Consider the following 21,914-nt stretch of genomic DNA (forward strand, 5'->3'; position numbering starts at 1 on the left):
TGTTATGATGAAGCGCGCTGTTCCGGCACCCATTGCACCAGGCCGGCGCCGATAACCGGTGCGTGACCAAACAGTGGGTCACAATCTCACCAAAGGGCTATTCTGTATGCCTCGCTGCTCTACGTGGCGCACTGTGCGCGCCACGCGCTGCAATTCGGCCGTCTTCGGCGCAATGCTCGCCGTCACGGGCTTGTTACTGTCGCGCCACGCATGTGCGGATGTGGCGGCGCCGCTGCAGAAGGCGTATCGAACATTCTATGGTTTCGTACAGCCTTCCAGGCTCCGGAGCGCGGTCGATACGCTCACCTCGTTTGGTTCACGCGTGGCAGGGTACCCGGGCGACCAACTTGCGGGCGACTGGGTCCTCGGCCAATTCAAGCAGTTAGGCCTTCAGAAGGTAACCACCGATCGCTTCACCGTTACGGTGCCTTGGGATACCAGCGTGGAAGGCGGAAACCATGGCGCCTGGGCCGAGGTGGCTGGAGGCGGGTTGCCCGGTCTCAAATCGGGGCAGCACCTCGCTATACACCCGCTCTGGCCCAACCTTGTGCGCACCTCTACGCTGCCGGCCGGCGGCCTTACGGGCCCGCTGATCTATGCGGGCAACGGCACGCTCTCCAACTTTAACGGGCAGTCGGTCGTCGGCGCTATCGTTCTTGTCGACTTTAACTGCCAGTCGCAGTGGCTCAACGCGCCGCGCTTAGGCGCCAAAGCGGTCATCTTTGTCGCGCCGCCAACAACCATGCGCGGGCAGGCCGAGGCGAAGTTTATCTCCATACCGATCGCGATTCCGCGGTTCTGGATCAGCCCAGGGGAGGCCGCTCCACTTCTGGCTGCTGCGGCAAGCGGCCGGCCACCTACGGTAACCCTGCACTGCAACATGCCATGGGTGCAGCGCACGTGCCGCAACTTTACGGGTGTTATCCCGGGCACAAATCCGGCGATGCGCAACCAGGTCATCGTTGTCCAGGCCTACTACGATTCCACCTCGATTGTGCCTGCCGAAGCGCCCGGCGCCGAATCCAGCTGCGGCATGGCGGCGATGCTGGAGATCATCCGCGCGTTCAAGGCGCATCCGCCGGCGCGTACCATGATGTTTGTTGCCACAAGCGCCCACTTTCAGGCGCTGCAGGGCATCCGCGAGTACGTCAACCAGCACATGGACCAGTGGGTCCCGCCAGGATGGCTTTACGCCACCTGGCGCCGGTTGACCGGGCATCCCGTTAAACGCAAGGCCACCAACATCTACCTCTGGTGCGGGCTCGATCTCACCAGCCACAGCCAGTCTTTTGGCATCTTCTACAAGGGCTGGTTCTACGATTACCGCAACGACATTCAGGGCCGGTTCAGCGACATTGCCCGCGTCTGCCGTGAAAACGCGGACCTGGTTGGTCAGACTATCGGCTTCGACTCCACCCAGTATTTCGACGACGGCGTCAACTCGGTCAACGGCAAAAACTGGCGCAACTACATACCGGGCAAGCCGGCGTTCGACTCAGAGGCGGTAACGGTCGCGGGTGGTAACGGCGTTACGTTTGCCACAACCAACGACAGTCGCCCGCTCGTTGATACGCCGTTCGACACGGCCGACCGCGTTAACGTGGCGAACCTCGCGCGCCAGGTAAAACTGCTGACGTGCCTGCTCTGGCACATCGTCACGGATACCAATGCCCCGGGAGACATCAACGCGCAACGTATGCCGATCACCGATCCGTCCAGCTGGTCGCGGCTGGCGCTGGAAGGCGGTTTCGCCACGGTTCAGGGCCGCGTGGAGCTGTTCAATCCAAACCGGTCGTTCATTGCGTCACCAGACCCGAACCTGGCCGGCAGTCTGGTCGTGATCCACAACCGCACCAAGTCGTTTATGGGCGTTCGAGGCAGCATGGTGCAAATGGTGGTGCATCATGATAACTTCTTTGCGTTTCACGGTGTGGCGCCGCTTACTGCATACGGCTACAACAAGCCGGTCTCCCTGTCGGCATACCATCTGAATGCCGATGGCGACATCGATTATGCTCCAGATCTGGGGCCCAGCGGCGCGCAAACCGTACCGCTGGATGTTCTGGTTACGACCTCCGTGGAAGAGAGCCCGATCATTCTGTTCCGTTGCGTGCCGACCGCCATTTACGATCTGGTCGACCAGCAATCCCTTAAGGCCCTCATTGGCGTAAATGTGTACGATGGCGAAACGGATGGGTCGCCGCGGATGTACGGGTTTGCTATCGATCCTCAGGATGCCAACCTCGTGGGCAGTTATGTGGAAGACGTTGCGGTCCTCTTCTCACAGCCTGGTACGCGGCTCAAGATCGCCATGGATAGCGGCCCGGGAGCAACGCGGCTTCTGCTCATTAACGCCATCTACGACCCGAAGCACCCCAATCGCGGTTTTCCCGAAGGAATCGGCTACCTGACCGCCGGCACGGCTACCGTGGATATGGGCAACGGAAAGGAGCTCGCCCGGCCCGTCGGATTCGATCCGTCGGTGGAGATAGCGCGTGGTGGCGCAATCTACAACACGGCTCTGCACGTGGCCGAAGACATGTGGAAGCTGGATGACTGGCGGATGCGCCGCCTCGCCAAGTACCGGATTCTCAATATGAGCAGCCCGGAAGGCATAACCGGGCTGCACCAACAGGCTGCTCAGGCTATCGCTGAGGCCAAACAGGCCTACAAGGTCAAGGACTGGGAGACCTTCGACGCCCGGTCTCGCAATGCATGGGCGTACGAAAGCCGGGCCTATCCCGAGGTGCAGCAGATCGCTTCCGACGTGGTTCAGGGTGTGCTGTTCTACCTGGCCCTGCTCATGCCGTTCTCATACTTTCTGGAACGGCTGATGTTTGGTTACTACGACCTGAAGCGTCGAATAACGGCCTCCGCTGTTATTTTTCTTGCTATCTTCGCAATTTTCCGGTACATCCATCCGGCTTTCGACATCACGATGAATCCGATGATCGTTCTGCTCGCGTTTATCATGCTCGCACTATCGTGCATCGTGATGGCGTTGGTCGTCGGTAAATTTGAGGAAGAGCTGAAGAAGATGAACCGCAGCGTAACCGGCATTCACCGCGCCGATATCGCTCGCTTCTCGGTGGCCATGGCCGCCTTCAGTCTAGGCGTCTCCAATATGCGTCGGCGCAAGGCGCGTACCTTCCTTACCTGCACCACGCTCGTTCTGTTGACGTTCATCATGCTCTCGTTCACGTCGGTGGTCCAGACGATGCGCTTCAACAAGGTGCCGGCGCCCTCGGACTACGGACCACGCTATAACGGCATCATGATCCGGACCGCAATGTGGGATCCGCTGGAAGACCCGGCATACCGTTTGCTGAACGACGAATACGGCTCCAAACACGCGGTGGCGCCGCGCGCATGGTTCTACGGAACGCAGGCGGGCGAGCAGTCGTTCCTTACGCTTCAGCGTGCCGACCGGTCGTATGATGCCCGCGCGCTCGTGGGCATGACACCCGCAGAGGCAAGCATTACGCGCCCGCAGGATGCGCTTGAAACGGACGCTAGCGGCAAGGTGATGGGCCGGTGGTTTGAGCCGGGCGACACGTATACGATGATCCTGCCGGATTCGATTGCTGAAGCCCTGCGCATCGATCCACGCGATGTCGGAAAGGCGCGAGTGACGTACAGCGGCGTGCAGTATACCGTGATTGGAATCCTGGACTCCCAAAAGCTAAAACGCTACAGAGACCTCGACAATGAGACGCTGACGCCGGTCGACTTCATTACGATGAACAAGACCTCCTCATCGAGCAGTGGCGGGGCCGCAGGACAAGGCTTCAAGGAGTATACGCACCTCGATCCCGGCAGCGTGTTCTTCATCCCATACCATACGGCGCTGGATCTCGGCGCCGAAATCCGATCCATCGCCATCGACTTCGGTAATCCGAAAGAGGTCGCGGCCAAGCTTGATCCACTGATGCGGCGCATCGGCCTGAACATCTATGCCGGGCGGATTACGCGTCCGAATGCACCAATCCCGCGTGACCGTGGCGTTATCGAGCGGTACAGTTCACTGGAGACAACATCCTCACGCGGCCTGGAACTCGTATTCTTTCCGATCTGCATCGCGGCGCTTATTGTGCTGAACACGATGTTGAACTCGGTATTCGAGCGGATCAAGGAGATCCACATTTTCTCCTCCATCGGCCTCGCTCCATCGCACATCGGGATGCTCTTCATAGCAGAAGCTCTGGTGTACGCGGTACTCGGATCTGTGGCGGGCTACCTGTTGGGGCAGCTCACCAGCAAGCTGCTGGTATGGACGGGCTGGCTGCCGGATCTCTATCTGAACTTCTCGAGTATGAGCGCGGTTATGACAACCGTCGTCGTGGTTGCGGTTGTGCTTCTCTCAACGCTCTATCCGGCCCGCCGTGCTGCCGACGTGGCCACGCCTGCCATCGAGCGCACATGGCGCGTGCCGGAGCCGCAGGGCGATGACTGGGTGATTCCCATGCCGTTCGCCGTTACCGGTGCGCAGGCGGCCGGGCTCAACTCATTCCTTTCTGAGTGGTTCAGCGCCTATGAGGAGTACAGCATCGGCGATTTCGTAACCCAGGGCGTTGAAGAAGAGGAGTTTGACAGCGAGCACGGCAACGCCTGGCGCATCAAGTGCATGACCTGGCTGGCGCCGTTTGACCTCGGTGTATCGCAGAGGGTTGCCATCGAGACCGCACCGTCCGACACGGCGGACGTGTACGCAATACGCCTGCTGATCCACCGTGAGTCGGGCGATATCAGTAACTGGAAGCGCGTGAACCGCCGATTCCTGAATACCCTGCGGAAGCAGTTCCTGATCTGGCGCACTCTCAAGCATGCTGAGCGCGACAAGTATCTGCAGGAAGCTGCGGCCCCAGCCGCGATCGATCCGAACCCGGCGCCGGCAGTATAGCCGCCGCATAGCCTTACGCCAGTCGTTTGGAAAGGAGCCGCATCCAGCGTGGCCGATTCCGAAATCAGTCAGGTTCGGGAACAGACCGAAGCCCAATCGGCCGAGGAGGGGCATCTACCCACCGAGGTCACGTTTGAGGAAGGCTTCAGCGCCAAAACCGTTGTTGGCGCGCTGTTCGTCGGCTTTATCATGCTGCCCGGCGCGCTCTACCTGGGGCTCATTGCCGGAACGTCGCTTGGTTCTGCGGCAGAGTGGGTCACCATCGTCCTCTTCGCGGAGATCATGCGCCGGTCGTTCCTGCCGATGAAGCGGCAGGAGATTTACATCCTCTTTTACATCGCGGCTTCACTCACCGGGCTCGATACCAGCAAGGGGCTTTCGGGTGGGCAATTCGCCGGCCTCATCTGGAACCAGTACTTCGTTCAGTCGCCAAACGCCGCCATGGTATCGCGGCAGATTCCACACTGGGTCGTTCCGCCGGCCGGTTCGCCGGCCCTGCTGCACCGTACGTTCTTTGACCATGCCTGGCTGATTCCCATCGCGCTTATGCTGCTCGTCGACCTGCTGGGTCGGGTGAACAGCCTGTGCGCCGGGTACTTCCTGTTTCGCGTTACCTCCGACATCGAACGCCTGCCGTTTCCCATGGCGCCTATTGCGGCATCCGGAGCCACCGCGCTGGCGGAGGCAGCGAGCAAGGAGGAGAGCTGGCGATGGCGCGTGTTCAGCGTTGGTACGGTCATCGGGCTCGTATTCAGCGTGTTTTATATCGCCATCCCGGTATTCACCGGCGTGGCGTTCGGGAAGGCGTGGACGCTGCTGCCGATCCCATTCCTCGACCTCACCCGCAACACCGAGTCGCTGCTGCCGGGCGCCGTAAGCGGCCTTTCCTGCGATCTCGGCGGCGTCCTCGTAGGCTTCGTCATCCCGTACCCCATCGTAGTCGGCACCTTCTGGGGCTGCATGCTCACGCGCGTGGGCATGGCGCCGGTTCTGTACCACTTTGGCCTGTTTGGCAACTCCGATAACAGTGGTTGGACGCCGGGCATGAACGGTATCTACACGAAGCAGATCACCGACATCAAGTTCTGGATGGCTATCGGTATCGGCCTGCAGCTCGCGGTGGCGGCGATCGGAATCTGGATGGTAATACGTACACTGTCCAGCATGCGGAACACCGTGCGCAACCGAGGCATGCGTCGGCCGCTACCGGCCGGTCGCGGCGACTTGCCGCTCTGGATTCCCGTGCTGATCTGGTTCACCATCACGGTGACATTTCTGTGTATCTGCGACTACTTGCTGCACGTCGATTCCACGCCGACAGAGAATCACGCTATCTTCCCGGTTTGGCTGCTGGTGTTTTACGGGCTCGTCTGGTCGCCCGTGCAGTCCTACATCTCGGCGAGAATGATTGGCATCACGGGCAGCGGCGTGTCGTTTCCATATATGCAGCAGGTCTCCATTATGAAGTCCGGATACCCCTACGTGGATATCTGGTATATGCCCACGTCTCTCAATGACTATGGCGGCATGGCGCAAAAGTTCCGGGAGATTGAACTCACAGGCACCAAATTCAAGAGCGTCGTCAAGGCTGAGGTGCTAGCGTGGCCCGTACTGGCGATTGGAAGCTTCATCTTCTGGGCGTTCTTCTGGCACACTACGCAAATCCCAAGCGCTCAGACGCCATTTGCGGCAACAATGTGGCCCATTGCCGCCACATTCCAGGCCCTGTTCAATACGATCAACCGCAAGGTTGGCGCGCTCGCGTGGGTTAAGGAGGCGATCAACTATCCACGCATCGGTATCGGCTTCGCCGCGGGGCTGGCACTCTACGCCGGGTTCGCCTTCTTTCATCTACCCGAGCTGATGTTCTACGGCTTCATCGGTGGCACGGGCACAACTCCACCGTACGTGATTCCAACGATGTTTGGCGCCTGGTTGGGTAAGCGTTACTTTGAAACACGGTTTGGCGTGACCAGTTGGCGAATGTACGCGCCGGTGCTGATGGCGGGATTTGCCTGCGGCACAGGGCTTGTCGCCATGGCAGCCATCGGTTTGGCGCTGATCGCCAAGTCCGTGAACTATCTGCCCTTCTAGTCAGCCGGAATGTCGATAGCACAAATAGCAAAAATCGTTCAGCTCGGCGTGCTCACGCTGCAAGCCATTGCCCTGATGCTTGGCCTGCTGGCGTCGCGCCGCCTTCGTGCTCCGCGCCGCGCGGCCGGGGTCACGGCGCTAACACTCCTGGTAGTGCTCGCCGCAGCGTCCTGGCCGCTGCGCGCTCGCGTCGGACCGGTTGCTTCCTGGGAAGCATCGCTGATCGCCGGCGCCGTTGGCGCGTTCTTCGCTGCCGGCATCGCGCTGCCACGGCGCAAAGCGCCGGCCGCGGCTGCACTGATACTGGGCGTCGCTTGCCTTGGTGGTACGGCCGTCCTGAATGGAAAAATTGTATCGTTGGCCAACCGGATCGGCATCGCCGGCGGCGCGGTATCGTACAAGCCTGAAGTGAACAAATCGTGCATACAAAACCTGCACAGCCTATACCTGGCGTTCTCGATGTACGCACAGGATTACGACGCGCTGCCGCCGGCCGCCGGATGGCTTCAGAACCCGGACCTCGTCTCCAAGGTCCGGGAGAACACATGGCTGCATTGCCCTGCCGTCTCAAATCGGCATGACGACAAATATGGCTATGCCATGAATGATGCCGTCTCCGGAATGCCGATGCATGGACGCGATCTGAAGCAGACTCCGCACGCGGCCGAAACCGCGCTGGTCTATGACTCCAGTAATCTCGCCATAAGCGCGCACGACCGATTCAGTTCGCTGCCCTCACCGGGCAGGCATGCCGGCAAAGATAACGTACTGTACATGGATGGCCATGTCGCTGCCGTGGCGCCACACTGAATGACAGCAACCGCACCCAACGTCACCGGGGAACCGCTCCCGAGCGCCATTGATCCGCGCCGCACGCGGGTGGGATGGCAGGGCGTCACATTGGATCTGCCGCCGGACTGGACTGTGAGTGGCTTTTCGCTCGATAAAATGGATGGCTACGTTAGGGTGGATTCGCCCGGTAACGGCGGAATGACCGTGCAGGTACGCTGGCTCAACGCTACGCGACCGCGATCCGGCTCGCAGAGCCTCTACTCGCTCACCACGCAGTGGATGCGCCGTACGCCGCGCGTTGTCGTCGGCGCAGGAACAACGCCGGACTTGCGCGATAACCTTGACCGGATGATGAAGGACGCGGAGAAGCAGGCAAAGAAAGCGCGCCGGGCGTTCGAAAGCAGCGCCAAGCCGGAGCACACGGAGGGTGAGGACGGCGAACGCCAGGCGGTCAATTTCAAGTGGCAGGGCGATGGCCGCGCGCAGGGCAAGATCTGGTACTGCTCTCAGTGTCAGCGGGTTGTCATTGCGCAGGTGGTGGGACTGCAGAAGGATGCGGCAGCAATCTCCACGATCGGCGCACTCCTGTTTCAGAGTATCCGGTGCCATAGTCGGACGGATTGTGATCTCTGGGCGATCTTCGGCCTGGAGCTGGAAGTTCCAACCGATTTCCTCCTAAAGGCACACAGCCTCACCTCAGGCCACATGCACCTGGAGTTCCGCCGTAGGGCAGAGCGACTGCTGGTAGATCGCTGGGGGTTGGCCAATGTGACACTGAAGAGGTTTTCGCTTGCAGACTGGGTGGCCAACAACGCCGTGGCACGCGTCTCACGATTGGCGGCGCAGCCCGAACTTGAGCGCGCTCCGCACGGCGCGGTAATCCGTAGCGGCGGCAGTCCGTTGATGCTGCGCCTCCGAATGTTGCCGGAAATCATCACAGCGCCCAGAACCTTCCCGGCCCTCCTCGACGTGGCGGCATGGGAGTGTAAGGAAGCCAATCGAATTATGCTGCTGCAGGCCCTGCGCAACCGCAGAAGCGCCGGGCTTATACCGGCGGTACTCCAATCATGCCGCTGCCACTGAGACAACGTGTATATGGAATGGCAGCGCGACATCTGCCATTCCTCAAGCTCCGACCGCCAATAGCTGATCGCGCGGCGGCGCTGTCACTCAGGCCGGGCCGAAATTCGCGCATCGAGTGGGAGCAGTTGGATACCGGTGAAGTCGTTCTTCGGATACCGGTCAAGGAGGCCGGAACGCGGCGGACCCGCTTCGTTCGGAGCCTGTTTCACCTCCCGGGCGAAAAGAGGGTGGAACTGGATGAGGTGGGAGCCTTTGTGTGGCAGCTTTGCGATGGTGCGAACACTGTGGAACAGATCGTCCAGCAAACCGGGCGCCAGTACAAGATGAACCGCCGCGAGGCCGAGGTTTCGGTGCCCACATTTTTGCAGATGCTGCACGAGCGCAACTTTATCGCCTTTTACAAGAAGACGGGTAAGGTCAGGAGATGAGAGTGAGCCCAGCATGAGTGCGCCATCGCAAGGAACCGTGGCTCTGCGCAGCGAGGTCCAGCGCCAGATCCAGCTGCCGCTCTACAAGGCGTGGCAGATCAGCCTGAAGAGTATCCGAATGCGTTTTGCACGATCGGTGATTACCGCAATGGGCATTCTGCTGGGCATCGCCTTCTACAGCTCCGTCCGCACATCGGGCCTCTTCCCAAACCACGGAACCAGCGCCGAAGCGTTGGCTGCAGCGCACCGGCAGGAGTGGCTCGCGGTGATGGCGCTCCTGGTCTGTTTCGTCGGCATTATCAACTCGATGCTCATGTCGGTTACGGAGCGGTTCAAGGAGATCGGCACGATGAAATGCCTGGGAGCGCTCGACAGCTTCATTGTGCGCCTCGTGATTATCGAAGCCGCACTTATGGGCTTCATCGCCTCCGTCTTGGGCTGGTTTGCGGGTTGGGCCATTATCATTCTGGTACATCTAATTGGTACCGGCTTCTCCATTTTCACCGTAGCGCTGCTCCGCAACTCGTTGCGCGAGGCCTTGATAACAACTGCGCTCGGCTCTATCATTACGCTGGTGGCCGCTGTGCCGCCCGCGATGCGCGCAGCGCAGATGCCGCCGGCGGCTGCGCTTCGAACAGAAGTTTGAACGCCGTCTCTAGAACAGGTGACCTATGACATCTCACGAATACGTAGTTCGTACCAAAGGGCTGGTGAAGGAGTTCACCATGGGCGATCAAACGCTTCGAGCCCTTAATGGCGTCGATCTTGATATCTACCGTGGCGAGTACATCTCCATCATGGGTCCTTCCGGCAGCGGAAAGTCGACGCTCTTCAACGCGATCGGCGGCCTCGATAAGCCCAGCGAAGGCTCTGTGTTTATCAACGACGTGGATATGGCCCAACTCGATGCCCGCGAACTCGCTTATCTGCGCTGCCACACCATTGGATACATCTTCCAGACGTTCAACCTGATCACCGTTATGACGGCCCTCGAGAATGTAACGCTGCCAACCGTCTTTGCCGGCATGTCTACCGATGACGGTGTGGAGCGCGGGATCGAACTGCTGAACATTGTCGGCCTGGGCCACAGGCTGCACCATCGACCAAGCGAGCTTTCGGGCGGCCAGCAGCAGCGGGTTGCGATAGCGAGGGCATTAGCAAACCGCCCGTCGATTGTGTTGGCGGATGAACCCACTGGGAACCTGGATCTCAAGACCGGAAAGGAGATCATCGAGCTTCTCCGGCAGTTGAACCGCGAACAGGGTGTCACCATCATATCCGCCACTCACGACTTGAAGATGGTGGATGTAAGCGACCGTATCGTGTGGATTCGGGACGGCAGGATCGACCGGATCGAAGAGCGGGCCGACGTGGACCTGGACAAGATGCATGAGATGGAGGGCGAGGTAGCGCACGCCTGAGCGGCGCTGTTCTCATCCGCTGATGAAGGATCGAGATTACGCTGCCGCGCGTTATCAGGATTGGCGCCGCCTTGCCGGCATCGTTGAGCGCGCCGGCGCCAACCGGCGCGTGCTGCCTGAGGATCGGTTGGCGCTGCCCAAACTCGTCCGGCACGCCGCGGCCGATCTGGCTCGACTGCGTCGTTCGCCGTACGATGCGGAAGCAATCGCATGGTTGAACGTAGTGGTTGGCCGTGGTCGCGCGCTGATGCAGGCGCCGGGCCGGCTACGCAGCACCGTTCGCGCCATTGCCAACTTCTACCTGGTGGAGTTTCCCGCTGCGGCGCAGCGTGAATTCAAGTTGTTTGCCTTGGCCTTTCTAACCACTGCCATCGGTGTGGTGTACGCGTACGGCGTCTGCGTGCATAATGCGCACGCACTGAACGTCATGATTCCGCCGATGTTTCAAAGCTCGGCCAAAGCCTGGAAGAGCGGACATGTGACCGCTCAGTCCAATGCCGCGTTCTCGGGCTTCTTGATGACCCATAATCTGACGGTGGATCTTATCGCCGGCTGCGGCGGCGTGTTTGGCGGCGTGCCAACGCTTGGCGCGGTCTTCGCCAATGGTGCGACGATGGGTGCATTTGCGGCACTGATGACCCGCGCACACGCACATGCAACCTTCTGGCCGGGCATCCTGCCACACGGCATCGCGGAGCTTACGGCGCTGATGCTATGTGCAGCCGGCGGCCTGGTGCTAGGCCGGGCGGTACTATTGCCGAAAATGCCGTCACGCGCCGAATCGCTGCGGCTGGCGGCGCCGACGGCGATGACGCTCATGCTGGGAACGCTACCCCTGACGCTTTTTGCCGGCCTCGTGGAAGGCATGCTCTCGCATGTGAATCTATCCCACGCGGTGCGGTACACTTTTGCGGCCATCAACGGCACGCTCTGGTACCTTTACCTCTTCGTGCCACGCCGGGCCGGAGTGCCTGCCGGAACGGAACCGCCTCCCGCTGCGTAGTGCAAACGGTAAGGCTCGCCGGCTAATCCCAGCGCGCATCCTTCTGGCTGTCTGCTCTCGTTTATGGTCCTAATAGCCGAAGATACCGCACCAGCCGTCGTTCTACGGCAGTTGATTGCACAGCACCCCGACGTGAGGTTCCTTGCGCTGGGCCAAACGCCGCTTTGGGACGAGCCACTGAAGGCTGCCCTCATACCGTGGCTGCGCCGGGTGGGAATTGCCACCGGGATCGTAATTGGCGTGCACGATACCGACTATTTCGCCAAAAGCCACATCCACAGCGGCGGCGACCCCGGATTCCGATCGCTGCCGCACAACGACGGCTCAACGCGCAACCTTTGGTCGGCCGCGGGCGAGGTTTCGCAGCTCTTCGGCAGCGAAACGTTTCTTACCAGACACGACCTGCAGTCATTTGGAGTGGGCCTTAAAACAGCGTCCATGGCTGCCGGCGCTGCCCCGGAGGTACTTCTGGATCAGCTTACCGAAGCGTGGGGCTGGCGTGGGCTGGTAAGCACCCGTTCCGACGACATTACGGTGATGGCGCTGCCACTTTCGCAGGTCGGTGAACCGCTCCTTCGCCAGCTCCAGGACTCGGTGGAAAGTACCGTCGAGCTGGTTGGTCCCGAGTGCTGTCGGCGCGAAGGCCGTCGTGCCGGTGAGGCGCTCACGAACCTTTGCACCAGCTACTGTCAAACCCATCCCGACGCAACGCTTTCCGACCTGTTTCAGCATATCTTACCAAGCCTGTTCCGCCAGCTCTTGGGCGAACTGCCGGATAACATCACTGTTCAGAGCACCTCCCGCCTGCTGCGCTTCAACCGGCAGACCGCTGCCCAGAAGCGCTTCCAGTTTGTCGAGCTCTTCCTCAATCCGGCAACACGACCCATTGCGGAGCAGGCTTACAATCACGCTCTGGCCGGTTCCGAAATCTATACGCTCGATCGATTTGGCAGGGGAGCGATTCCCTTTGACGTGGTTACTCGGCTGCATGGGCGCGGCACACTGCGTGTTACACCCCGCGTCGTATTCGTAGAAACGCGCAACCCGGTGGCCATAGCATTGACGGAACCGGTTACCTCCGTCGCACAACTCGCGGAGGTACTCGAGCATCGATTTGGCCCCGATGTGGTCCTGACCGGCAAAGCCGTTGCGCTCATCTCGATGCTGGCGCACGAATTCAGCTTTGTGTTCAGTGAAGAAGGCTCGATGTACGTGCGCAGAACACGCGCGATGAATGACCAGATTGTGAATGCCGGAATACAACTCCGACTGATGCCGCTGCTGCGTATGCGGTATCACACCTGGAACAGCCTGTCGGAGGCGACATGTACTCTGCGTCTACCGGGCCATCTGGCACGGGCGTTTGGCGCCGACTCGATCGTAGCGCCGGAGTTCGCGGCCGGTTGGCGCGATGTGGTCCAGCGCCAACGTGAACTAAGCCGCCAGGCTGCGGAGTGGCGCAAGCCGGTGGTCGCCATGGAGCATCTGGCCCTGCTTCAGCCGGCCGAGGATTGGGACGCCCGTCGGAGCTCGTGGCTAGCGTCACGGGCCATCATTGCAGCCAACTATCGCGACTCGCTGCCTGCGCGCGCACACATCAAGGCGTTGTGGCAGCTGCTCCACGAGATAGACGGCACAATCAGTGCGTACCAGAGAGGCAGGCGCGAGGCGGTTACCGCCGCTCGCCATGCAGATCCTGACTCTGGTGCTGAGGTCGTAGCGCTGGTCGGCGACCTCACCGCCGCCAATGCGCGCCGGGCGGATCTGTGCAGGCAAATACGGAAGGCACAAAAGGGTATTCGGTGCTGGGATCGGGCGCCCGCGGTAGCAGCGGCTCGGGCAGAACAGAAACGAATCGAAGCCCAGGTTGACCTGGCCCGGATCCAACTGCTTCAAACAGCGATGCTAACTATTCGCGGCATGGAGCACACCAATCACCGGCCCACCGCATGGTGGTTTCCGGTCGTCGACAGCTCCGGCCGGTGGTTCCAGGAGGTGATCCGCACGCTGGAGCTGTATACGGAACCCGTTGTCACGGCCGGCTGAGAGCATGGCCCACGCCGCAACGGCCATGGCGGATGCCGTATGATTGAGTCGCCCGACCAGCTCCCCGATTTGCGGCGGTTGATCGCGATGTGCGCTGTCATCGCTGTAGTCGTATTCGCTATAATAGCCCGTTTGTGGTACCTCCAGATTGTTCTTGGCAGTTCACTCGCAAGCGCTTCGGATTCTCAGCGGACACGGCTCATACGCCGAACTGCCGCACGCGGCATCATCGAAGATCGCGCCGGCAATATTCTAGCCACCAGCAAACCACGCTATGTTGTATCTCTCCTGCCGAACGAGGTCCATGCCAACAGCCTGGTGTTGCCGCGTATCGCCGCTCTGATCGGCGTACCTGTCAGCGACATCGTTCAAAAGATTGCGCAGAACCGTACGACGCCGTTTGACCCGGTGCCTATTGCTGTTGGCGTGGACATGCACGTAATTACGCGTGTGGAAGAGCAGAAGCTCGACCTGCCGGGTGTGCTCATCACGCGCGATCCCATCCGGTACTATCCGCAGGGAGCTCTCTGCGCACACATTATTGGCCTTACGCGGCCGATCTCGGCAGCGCGGTTAGCGGAACTTCGGCCAAAGGGTTACCGCGGTGGAGACTATGTTGGGCTTACCGGCCTCGAAGAGAGCTACGAGTCGGATTTGCGCGGAACCAGCGGCGGCCTGGTGGTTGCTGTAGATGCAAATGGTCGCCTACAGCGAGATCTCGGCGAAACGCCTTCCGCGGCAGGGCACACGCTGGTGCTGAACCTGGACCTCAACCTGCAAAAGGCCGCCGAGCAGGGCTTGAACACGGCTCTACAGGAGGGTCATCCCGGCGCCGCCGTGGCGCTGGACTGTAGTACCGGCGGTGTGTTGGCAATGGTGAGCACGCCGTCGTTCGATCCGAACACCTACGGGCACGATTACTCGCAACTCCTCGCGAATCCCCAGCATCCGCTTATTAACCGCGCCACCGATAGTCACTATCCGCCGGGCTCAACCTTCAAGCTGGTGACGGCTGCTGCCGGATTCGCTTCGGGCACCACGTCGCCATCTACCGGAGATTACTGCAGTGGCTCCATCACGGTGGGAAAGCGCGTGTTTCACTGCGACAAACGCAGCGGTCACGGCGCCCTGGCCTTCGTCAAGGCACTGGGTGTTTCGTGCGACGTCTACTTCTGGCACGTGGCGATGCGCGCCGGCACTGCCGCACTTTTAGACGCTGCACACCGGTACGGGCTGGCGCAGCCCACCGGTATCGACTTGCCCGCCAGTGTGGATGACCGCGGTAATGTGCCGTCGCCAGATTGGAAAAGAAAACACAAGCTAGGTCCCTGGCTCCCGGGCGACCTCCTCAATATGGCGATTGGCCAGGGATACGTGGGCGTAACGCCGCTCCAGTTGGCCGACTACACAGCTGCAGTAGCCAATGGTGGAAGCCTGATGGTGCCACACCTGGTATCGGAGGTGTTGGATGACAGTTCCGGCACGGCCAGGGTGGTACGCACCTTGAGCCCGGCCGTCCGGTCGCACCTGGGCCTCACGCCGGATCAGCGCGACGCCATCGTTTCGGGCATGATCGAATGCCTCGGGAAGGGCGGTACCGCAGAAAACTGCGGCATATCCGGCCTGACCTGGGCCGGCAAAACCGGCAGCGCGCAGGTGTTTATTCACGGGAGAAAGGCCACCACTTCCGTGTTCGTCTGCTTTGCGCCGGCATGGCAGCCTCGCATTGCCATAGCAGTGCTGGTAGAAGGCGGCGGCTACGGCGCCGATACAGCCGCGCCAATTGCCCGGCAGATGGTGGCTGAGTATCTCCACATCAAACTGCACCACCAGGTGGCCATTGGGCCACGACCCGGCCACTGACCACATGCTTGCATCCCTCAGCATACGGCAGTTCGCCATCATTGAACGGTTGGACGTTGAGTTTGGACCTGGTTTGTCGGTTCTTACGGGTGAAACCGGTGCGGGCAAGTCCATAGTTATCGACGCCCTAGGACTTGTTTTGGGTGAAAAAGCCGACTCGGCGGCAGTGAGGGATGGCGCCGACCGCGCCACCGTTGATGCCGTATTCGATCTTTCCCGTGCACCTGCCACGCGCGCAGCGCTGCTGGAAATGGGATTCGACTTGGATGAGGGTACGCTTCTGGTCTCGCGCGAAGTCACCACAGCCGGCAAGTCTACCGCGCGGATCGCCGGCCGGCCCGTGACCAATGCTCAGCTGCGTGAGGCCGGCGCCGTCCTCGTGGACCTTCACGGGCAGCACGAGCATCAGTCGCTGCTCAAAACCTCCGCCCAGCTTGCTTTCCTCGATGAGTGGATCGGCGACGCCGCTCAGGCGTTGAAATCGCAAACTTCCGCCATCTGGAGAGAGCGCGCGGAGGCAATCGCCGAGCTGGAACGTGTGGCCGCCGCCGCCAGCGCTCGCGGCAGTAACCTCGAGCTGGCGCGCTTCCAGGCAAGCGAGATTCGCGAGGCAGGATTCACGACGACGGAGGCGGAAGCGCTCGAGCGCGATCGGGAGCGGGCTGTGCACGCTCACCGTCTCGCCGAGCTTGCCGGCACCGCGTTGATGGCGCTCTCCGGCGACGAGCAGACGCCCGGTTGTGCGGATACTGCGGCCCTCGCAGCGCAGGCGCTGGACGCCATGATGCCGCTCGACGCCTCGGTCAGTTCATTGACGGACTCGGTCCGGGCAGCCCAGATTGCGCTTGTGGAAGCGCGCCACGAGCTTGTGAGTTACCACGAGCGGCTGGAGATGGATCCGGAACGGATTGCTCAGATCGAGGCGCGCTTCGACCAGCTTCAACAGCTCCGTCGCAAATATGGCGCCACCGTGGAAGATATCCTGGCTTATGCGGAGGCCGCGGAAGCGCAATTGAGCGGCGCGGAGGATCAAACTGCACGCATGGCCGAACTGGAACGCCGTGTTGAGGAACTCAACGCGCTCATGGCGGAGCAGTGCACGCACCTTTCTCGTGTTCGTAGCGAGGGCGCCCGGCGCTTTGAGGCAGCCGTGATGGAAGAACTCATGGGCCTAAGTATGGCTGGCGTCCGTTTTCAGGCAGAGCTGCACCCCTCGTCGCCCGGGGCCAATGGCGCCGACACCGTGGAATTTCTGATTTCAGCCAATCCGGGCGAGCCGGCCAGGCCACTTGTGCGGATCGCGTCCGGCGGAGAAATATCGCGGGTGATGCTTGGCATCAAGTGTGCCCTGGCGCGGAATGAACCGATGCCCTCTATGGTTTTCGACGAGGTGGACGCCGGTATCGGTGGCCAAACCGCCAATGCGGTTGCCCACCGTCTCTCATCCCTTGCCGAAAGCGCGCAGATACTCTGCATCACCCATCTGGCTCAGATTGCCAGTCGGGCGGGCCACCACTTCGCCATCGTAAAGACGGAATCCGGTGGGCGCATCACCACGTCGCTGAATCCGCTGGATGGCGAGGATCGGGTCGTGGAAATCGCACGCATGATTGGTGGCGCGGAGCAGAGCGCAGCGGCGCTCATGCACGCTCGTGAGATGCTGCGCACACCGTCGCGATCCGACGACCACACGGGTATGAAGGGCCCAGCCTAGTCCGCCTTGCCAATCGCAGACCGCATGGCCGTGTAGCGAGCGTACAGCTCGTCCCACTGCGCCGTCTCGGCTCCGGGCAGATACTCCGTTACGGAAAACGACCGGCGCACCACCGCCCTGGCATCTGCCAGACTGCCAATGTGCCCCAGGCCGATTGCCTGGACCAGGACGTTGCCAATGGCTGTGGCTTCCACCGGTCCGGCCGCTACTCGTCGGTTGGTCGCGGATGCCGTCATTCGGCACAGCAGTTCGTTCTGAGAGCCTCCGCCCACGATGTGGATCGTGGTGAAGCGGCGCCCGCAGAATTCCTCCAGCCGTTCCAGAGTCCAGCGATATCGCAGCGCAAGGCTCTCGAAGCAGCAGCGCGAGATTGCGCCTATGGACATCGGCTGCGGCTGGCCGGTGCGACGGCAGAACTCCTGGATAGCGCCAGGCATATCGGTTGGGGCAAGAAAGCCGGAGTCGTCCGGCTCAAGAACCGCGCCGAACGCAGGCGCCGCGGTCGCCTGCGCCACCAGGTCGCTGTACGAGTACTCCTGCCCGGTACGCCGCCAACTGGCCCGACACTGCTGCAGCAGCCACAATCCCATGATATTCTTAAGCAGGCGGGTGGTGCCGAACACGCCGGCCTCGTTGGTAAAGTTGCTGCGCAAGGTCTCTGGCGAAATCCTCGGCGCTTCCAGCTCCACACCCATCAGCGACCACGTACCGGAACTGATCCACACAGAGTCCTCGCAATCCATGGGCACGGCTACTACGGCAGATCCGGTGTCGTGCTCCGCCGGGGCAACATAGCGAAGGGCGTCGGCGCCGGTCTCTTCCGTAACCGCACGGGTCAGGCTTCCGCGAACGGCGCCGGAGGGACAAATCTCCGGTAGAATCGCAGTGGGCAGGCCGAGCCGCTCCAGCAGTCCGCGCGCCCAATCTCCAGTTGCCGCATCCACCATCTGCGTGGTGCTTGCTATGGTCCGTTCCGCTCCGGATTCTCCCGTAAACCAGTAAGCGAGCAAATCCGGCATCATCAGGAGCCGGTGCGTTTGCGCCAACAGTTCGGGGCGGCGCTGCTTAAGGTACAGAAGCTGAAACAGAGAGTTGAACTGAAGGAATTGGATACCGGTAGTCGCGAAGAGTTCGGCACGCGGCACAATCTCAAATGCCGCCTCCGGCATTCCCTCGTTACCGGCATCACGATAGTGGCGTGCCGGCGCCAGGAGCGCGCCATCCCGCCCGACAAGCCCGAAATCCACACCCCACGTGTCGATACCCAACGAGGCGATCGCCGATCCATACGTGTGCGCGGCCTTTGTCAGACCAGCTTTCAGCGCGGCAAACAACGCCGGCGCGTCCCAAACCAGCCAATCGCCCTGCTGTTGACCGCCGTTGGCGAACCGATGCGCTTCGTCCAGAGTCAAGCGATCGCCGTCAAACGCGCCGACCAATGCGCGGCCACTTTCGGCTCCGATATCAAAGGCAAGGTATTTCTGTTCGGCCAAAGGCTCCTCCCCGCGCGGCCACCCACGCTACCTCATTGGTGTGGCGACGGACGTAAATCCTGCGGCATACCGCTCGGTTGCCGGCGCTCGGCGTGAGCCGCCGCACGCTGACGCCTCGCCCGCTTGACGATGCGGCCAACGCGCGCCACCGCCTACAGAGCCTGGCTGCCGGCCCGGTTACCGATGGCCTGGTGGAGGAGCTTTGGCGTGCTACAGAACCCGCAGCTCGCCTCTCTGCAGACCCGGATCAAGCCGTCCGCTCGTTGGTGCGCTGGGCCGGTGCGGTCCATACACCATATCCCCACCTCCGATTCCTCATTGATCACCCGCCGGCGCTCAAGCTCTTCTGCCTGGTGACGGGCGCCAGTGGCTACGTTGCGGACCTGCTTGTACGCCATCCCGGCCTTATCGAGATGGTAACCAATCCCGGTATGCGAGACAGGCTGGTCACCGGTGACCAGATGCGAGCTGATCTCCTGCGCCTGATCGGAGGCATCCATGGCGCAGCCATGCAGGGTGAAGCTCTGCGCAGTTGGAAGGCTCAGGAAACAGTTCGGATAGCAGTACGAGACCTCGCCGGCCTCGATCCGCTGCAAACCGCCGTCTCCGGTTACTCCGCCGTCGCCGACGCCAGTATTGAGGCGGCGCTAATGATGGCAGCCGGAGTGTGCGGAGTCGATTCGGCCCGGCCACTTGTGGCGGCCGTAGCGCTCGGCAAACTCGGAGGAAGCGAACTCAACTACTGCAGCGATATCGACCTCCTGTTTATCGCGGACGAGCTCGCCGATGAGCGCGTGGCGACGGAGGTCGCAGAGAGAACTATCCAGATACTCTCGGATACAACGGCGTCGGGCATTGTGTTCCGCGTGGATACGCGCCTGAGGCCGGAAGGCAATTTCGGAGCGCTCATCCGCTCACCCTCCTCGTATAACGCCTACTACGAAAGCTGGGCCGAAGTTTGGGAGCGGCAGGCGCTGGTAAAGGCACGGTTTGTATCAGGCAATCGTGACGCGGCCATGGCATGGCAGAGGTTTGTTACGCCGTTCGTCTACCGGAGCGGGACCACACCGGATGTGGTAGCCGCCATACGGAGCAACAAGCAGCGCATCGAGGCAGAGGCCGAACTCACCAATGAGCAGCACTCCAACATCAAACGCGGCATCGGCGGTATACGGGATATCGAGTTTACGGTTCAGTTGCTGCAGTTGGAATATGGCGGAAGGTTTGCAGACCTGCGCACGCCAAACACACTCGACCTGCTGCACCGGCTCGCGGAACGGGAATTGATGGCGGCCGGCGAAGCGGAGTACGCCGCCGAAGACTACATCTACCTGCGAACGCTGGAGCATCGGCTGCAGCTGGCGGCTGGGCATCAAACTCAGTCGCTACCCGAGCCGGGCCGCGAGCGCGACCTGCTTGCGCGCCGAATGGGATTCTCGGACCCGAAAGTGTTCGAAGCCGATCTTGCGCGCCGGCGGAGCCGAGTACGGCGCTTGCTCGAGATGCGATTCTACGGCAGGCTGGCGCAACAGTCGTCGTCTGAGACGAGCGCAACCACCGAGTTGCTGCGACTGTTGCAAACGGTGGATAACCCGGATGCCAGAATCCGTCTCGCACACAGCTTGAGCGCGATGGGTTTTCAGCGCCCGGATGCCGCAATTGAAATCCTATCGACGTCTGTACGGGGCAACGAATACGGCGGCATGCCTCCGGATACGGCGCTAAGGTTCCGGCGCCTGGCTAACAGGCTTTTATCGCTCTGTACTTCCACGCCGGATCCCGATGCCGCGCTCAACGGAATAGAAGAGCTTGCGACAGCGGTGCCGAATCGGGCAGAGCTCTATGCCGCCATGCACGACGGAAGCGACCTGATGGAGCGTTTGGTGTCGCTAGCCGCGGCGGCGCCGTCGGTAGTCCGGCAGTTGGCCCGGCATCTCGAATGGTTGGAAGGCATCATTGAGTCGCCAGATCAGTCCGAGGAGGGTTACGGCAGCGCTGCGGAGGTTGTCGCAGAGCGCGATACCGACTCCGCGCTTCACGCACTTTCGCTGTATCATCAGCGGCAGCTGGCGGGAATAGCCGCAGCCTCGGTCGCGAGGCAAGCCGGCGCTGCACGCGTCGGCGCGCAGCTCTCCGCACTGACAGATGAGACGCTTGCTGCGCTTCTCAGCCTGGCGGTGCGCCAAGTACCCGGCGTGGCGAGCGCAGATCTGTGCGTTGTGGGCCTAGGTAAGCTGGGAGGCCGCGAACTTGGCCTTGGGAGTGACTGGGATGCCGTCTTTGTTTACAACGACGGCTCAGCCGATGCCGCGACCCGCCAGGCTGCTGAGGAGGCAGTTGGCTGGCTGTTACGCGCGGTCGACACGCTCCGGGATTACGGCGCGGCCGTTTCACTCGATTTGCGCCTTCGTCCTTGGGGCGCCGCTGGCGCCATAGTTTGGGGACTTCACGCTCTTGCGGAGTATTATAATCGGGACGCCGAAACGTGGGAACGGCAGGCAGCTCTGAAAGCGCGAAACGTGGCAGGCGCCGCGGAAACCGGGCGAGCGGCCGTACGGCTGTTGAACGAGGCCTCCTGGGGACGTGGGCTTTCGGGCGAAGCCGACTCCGAAATCCTTGCGATGTGGCGCCGTGTGCGCCGCGAGCGCTATCGCCCTGCCGACGAGTGGAGAGATCTGAAGCTGGCGCCGGGCGGAATGCTGGATATCGAATGGCTCGTCCAGCGGTTCCAACTTTTAGGCGCCGTGGCGAATCCCGATCTGCAGGCTGCTTCAACACGCGCCGGCCTGCTCGCGCTTGTTTCTGCGGGCTATATGCACAGCGACGACTGCACTAAAATGGTCGAACACTACGATGCGTACGGACGGTTGCGGAATAGCGCGTGGCTGCGAGCGCCAGGTGAAAACCGATTGCTGCCGGAGGACCCCGGCGAGATGGCTCGGCTTCTGCTCCTGTCGGATTGGAGGGATTGGCAGCCAGACTATCCTCCTGACCAGAGGGTGACGGCACGCATGGATCAGGTTCGCGAGATAATGTCGCGCAGTTGGTCCGGCGCCGGGTTAGAGGAATCGGAATAG

13 protein-coding genes are annotated in these 21,914 nt (G+C 61.4%); 12 read left to right on the plus strand and 1 reads right to left on the minus strand.

Going from position 1 to position 21,914, the window contains the following annotated elements; all coding sequences use genetic code 11:
• The first annotated feature begins 58 nt into the window (after positions 1-58).
• From KGJ62_14055 to recN, 11 genes are all read left to right on the plus strand, one after another.
• Positions 59-4,900 (plus strand): M28 family peptidase, encoded by a 4,842-nt coding sequence (locus KGJ62_14055; protein ID MDE2127703.1) that lies wholly within the window; start codon positions 59-61, stop codon positions 4,898-4,900.
• Positions 4,901-4,948: 48 nt separating this feature from the next.
• A complete protein-coding gene (locus KGJ62_14060; protein MDE2127704.1) occupies positions 4,949-6,994 on the plus strand; it encodes a peptide transporter in 2,046 nt (681 codons plus the stop codon).
• 9 nt (positions 6,995-7,003) lie between these two features.
• Positions 7,004-7,804, plus strand: a complete 801-nt coding sequence (locus KGJ62_14065) for a hypothetical protein (GenBank protein ID MDE2127705.1) — start codon at positions 7,004-7,006, stop codon at positions 7,802-7,804.
• On the plus strand, positions 7,805-8,869 hold the full coding sequence (locus KGJ62_14070) for a hypothetical protein (GenBank protein MDE2127706.1): 1,065 nt from the start codon (positions 7,805-7,807) through the stop codon (positions 8,867-8,869).
• 17 nt (positions 8,870-8,886) lie between these two features.
• A complete protein-coding gene (locus tag KGJ62_14075) occupies positions 8,887-9,297 on the plus strand; it encodes a PqqD family protein (protein ID MDE2127707.1) in 411 nt (136 codons plus the stop codon).
• A gap of 13 nt (positions 9,298-9,310) precedes the next feature.
• Positions 9,311-9,943, plus strand: a complete 633-nt coding sequence (locus KGJ62_14080) for an FtsX-like permease family protein (protein MDE2127708.1) — start codon at positions 9,311-9,313, stop codon at positions 9,941-9,943.
• A gap of 25 nt (positions 9,944-9,968) precedes the next feature.
• Positions 9,969-10,718, plus strand: a complete 750-nt coding sequence (locus KGJ62_14085) for an ABC transporter ATP-binding protein (protein MDE2127709.1) — start codon at positions 9,969-9,971, stop codon at positions 10,716-10,718.
• 22 nt (positions 10,719-10,740) lie between these two features.
• The gene (locus KGJ62_14090; GenBank protein MDE2127710.1) at positions 10,741-11,721 is read left to right on the plus strand and encodes a stage II sporulation protein M; all 981 of its coding nucleotides are present in this window, start codon (positions 10,741-10,743) and stop codon (positions 11,719-11,721) included.
• Positions 11,722-11,784: 63 nt separating this feature from the next.
• Positions 11,785-13,767, plus strand: coding sequence for a hypothetical protein (locus KGJ62_14095; protein MDE2127711.1), 1,983 nt, complete (start codon positions 11,785-11,787; stop codon positions 13,765-13,767).
• 39 nt (positions 13,768-13,806) lie between these two features.
• Positions 13,807-15,630, plus strand: a complete 1,824-nt coding sequence (mrdA, locus tag KGJ62_14100; GenBank protein MDE2127712.1) for a penicillin-binding protein 2 — start codon at positions 13,807-13,809, stop codon at positions 15,628-15,630.
• A gap of 4 nt (positions 15,631-15,634) precedes the next feature.
• Entirely contained in the window at positions 15,635-17,344 is a 1,710-nt protein-coding gene (gene recN, locus KGJ62_14105) for a DNA repair protein RecN (GenBank protein ID MDE2127713.1), read from the plus strand.
• Here the strand turns inward: recN and KGJ62_14110 are convergent.
• Complete coding sequence (locus KGJ62_14110) at positions 17,341-18,837, minus strand: rhamnulokinase (GenBank protein ID MDE2127714.1); 1,497 nt, start codon at positions 18,835-18,837, stop codon at positions 17,341-17,343. The genes recN and KGJ62_14110 overlap by 4 nt on opposite strands.
• A gap of 92 nt (positions 18,838-18,929) precedes the next feature.
• On the opposite strand from KGJ62_14110, the gene KGJ62_14115 reads away from it, so the two are divergent.
• On the plus strand, positions 18,930-21,914 hold the full coding sequence (locus KGJ62_14115; GenBank protein ID MDE2127715.1) for a hypothetical protein: 2,985 nt from the start codon (positions 18,930-18,932) through the stop codon (positions 21,912-21,914).

This window comes from Armatimonadota bacterium, from assembly GCA_028871815.1.
Classification (GTDB): Bacteria; Armatimonadota; Chthonomonadetes; order Chthonomonadales; family Chthonomonadaceae; genus REEB205.

Coding starts and splice junctions, on each gene's coding strand:
- KGJ62_14065 (MDE2127705.1), top strand. CDS start 7,004: ATGTCGATAGCACAAATAGCAAAAATCGTTCAGCTCGGCGTGCTCACG.
- KGJ62_14070 (MDE2127706.1), top strand. CDS start 7,805: ATGACAGCAACCGCACCCAACGTCACCGGGGAACCGCTCCCGAGCGCC.
- KGJ62_14075 (MDE2127707.1), top strand. CDS start 8,887: ATGGCAGCGCGACATCTGCCATTCCTCAAGCTCCGACCGCCAATAGCT.
- KGJ62_14080 (MDE2127708.1), top strand. CDS start 9,311: ATGAGTGCGCCATCGCAAGGAACCGTGGCTCTGCGCAGCGAGGTCCAG.
- KGJ62_14085 (MDE2127709.1), top strand. CDS start 9,969: ATGACATCTCACGAATACGTAGTTCGTACCAAAGGGCTGGTGAAGGAG.
- KGJ62_14090 (MDE2127710.1), top strand. CDS start 10,741: ATGAAGGATCGAGATTACGCTGCCGCGCGTTATCAGGATTGGCGCCGC.
- KGJ62_14095 (MDE2127711.1), top strand. CDS start 11,785: ATGGTCCTAATAGCCGAAGATACCGCACCAGCCGTCGTTCTACGGCAG.
- mrdA (MDE2127712.1), top strand. CDS start 13,807: ATGATTGAGTCGCCCGACCAGCTCCCCGATTTGCGGCGGTTGATCGCG.
- recN (MDE2127713.1), top strand. CDS start 15,635: ATGCTTGCATCCCTCAGCATACGGCAGTTCGCCATCATTGAACGGTTG.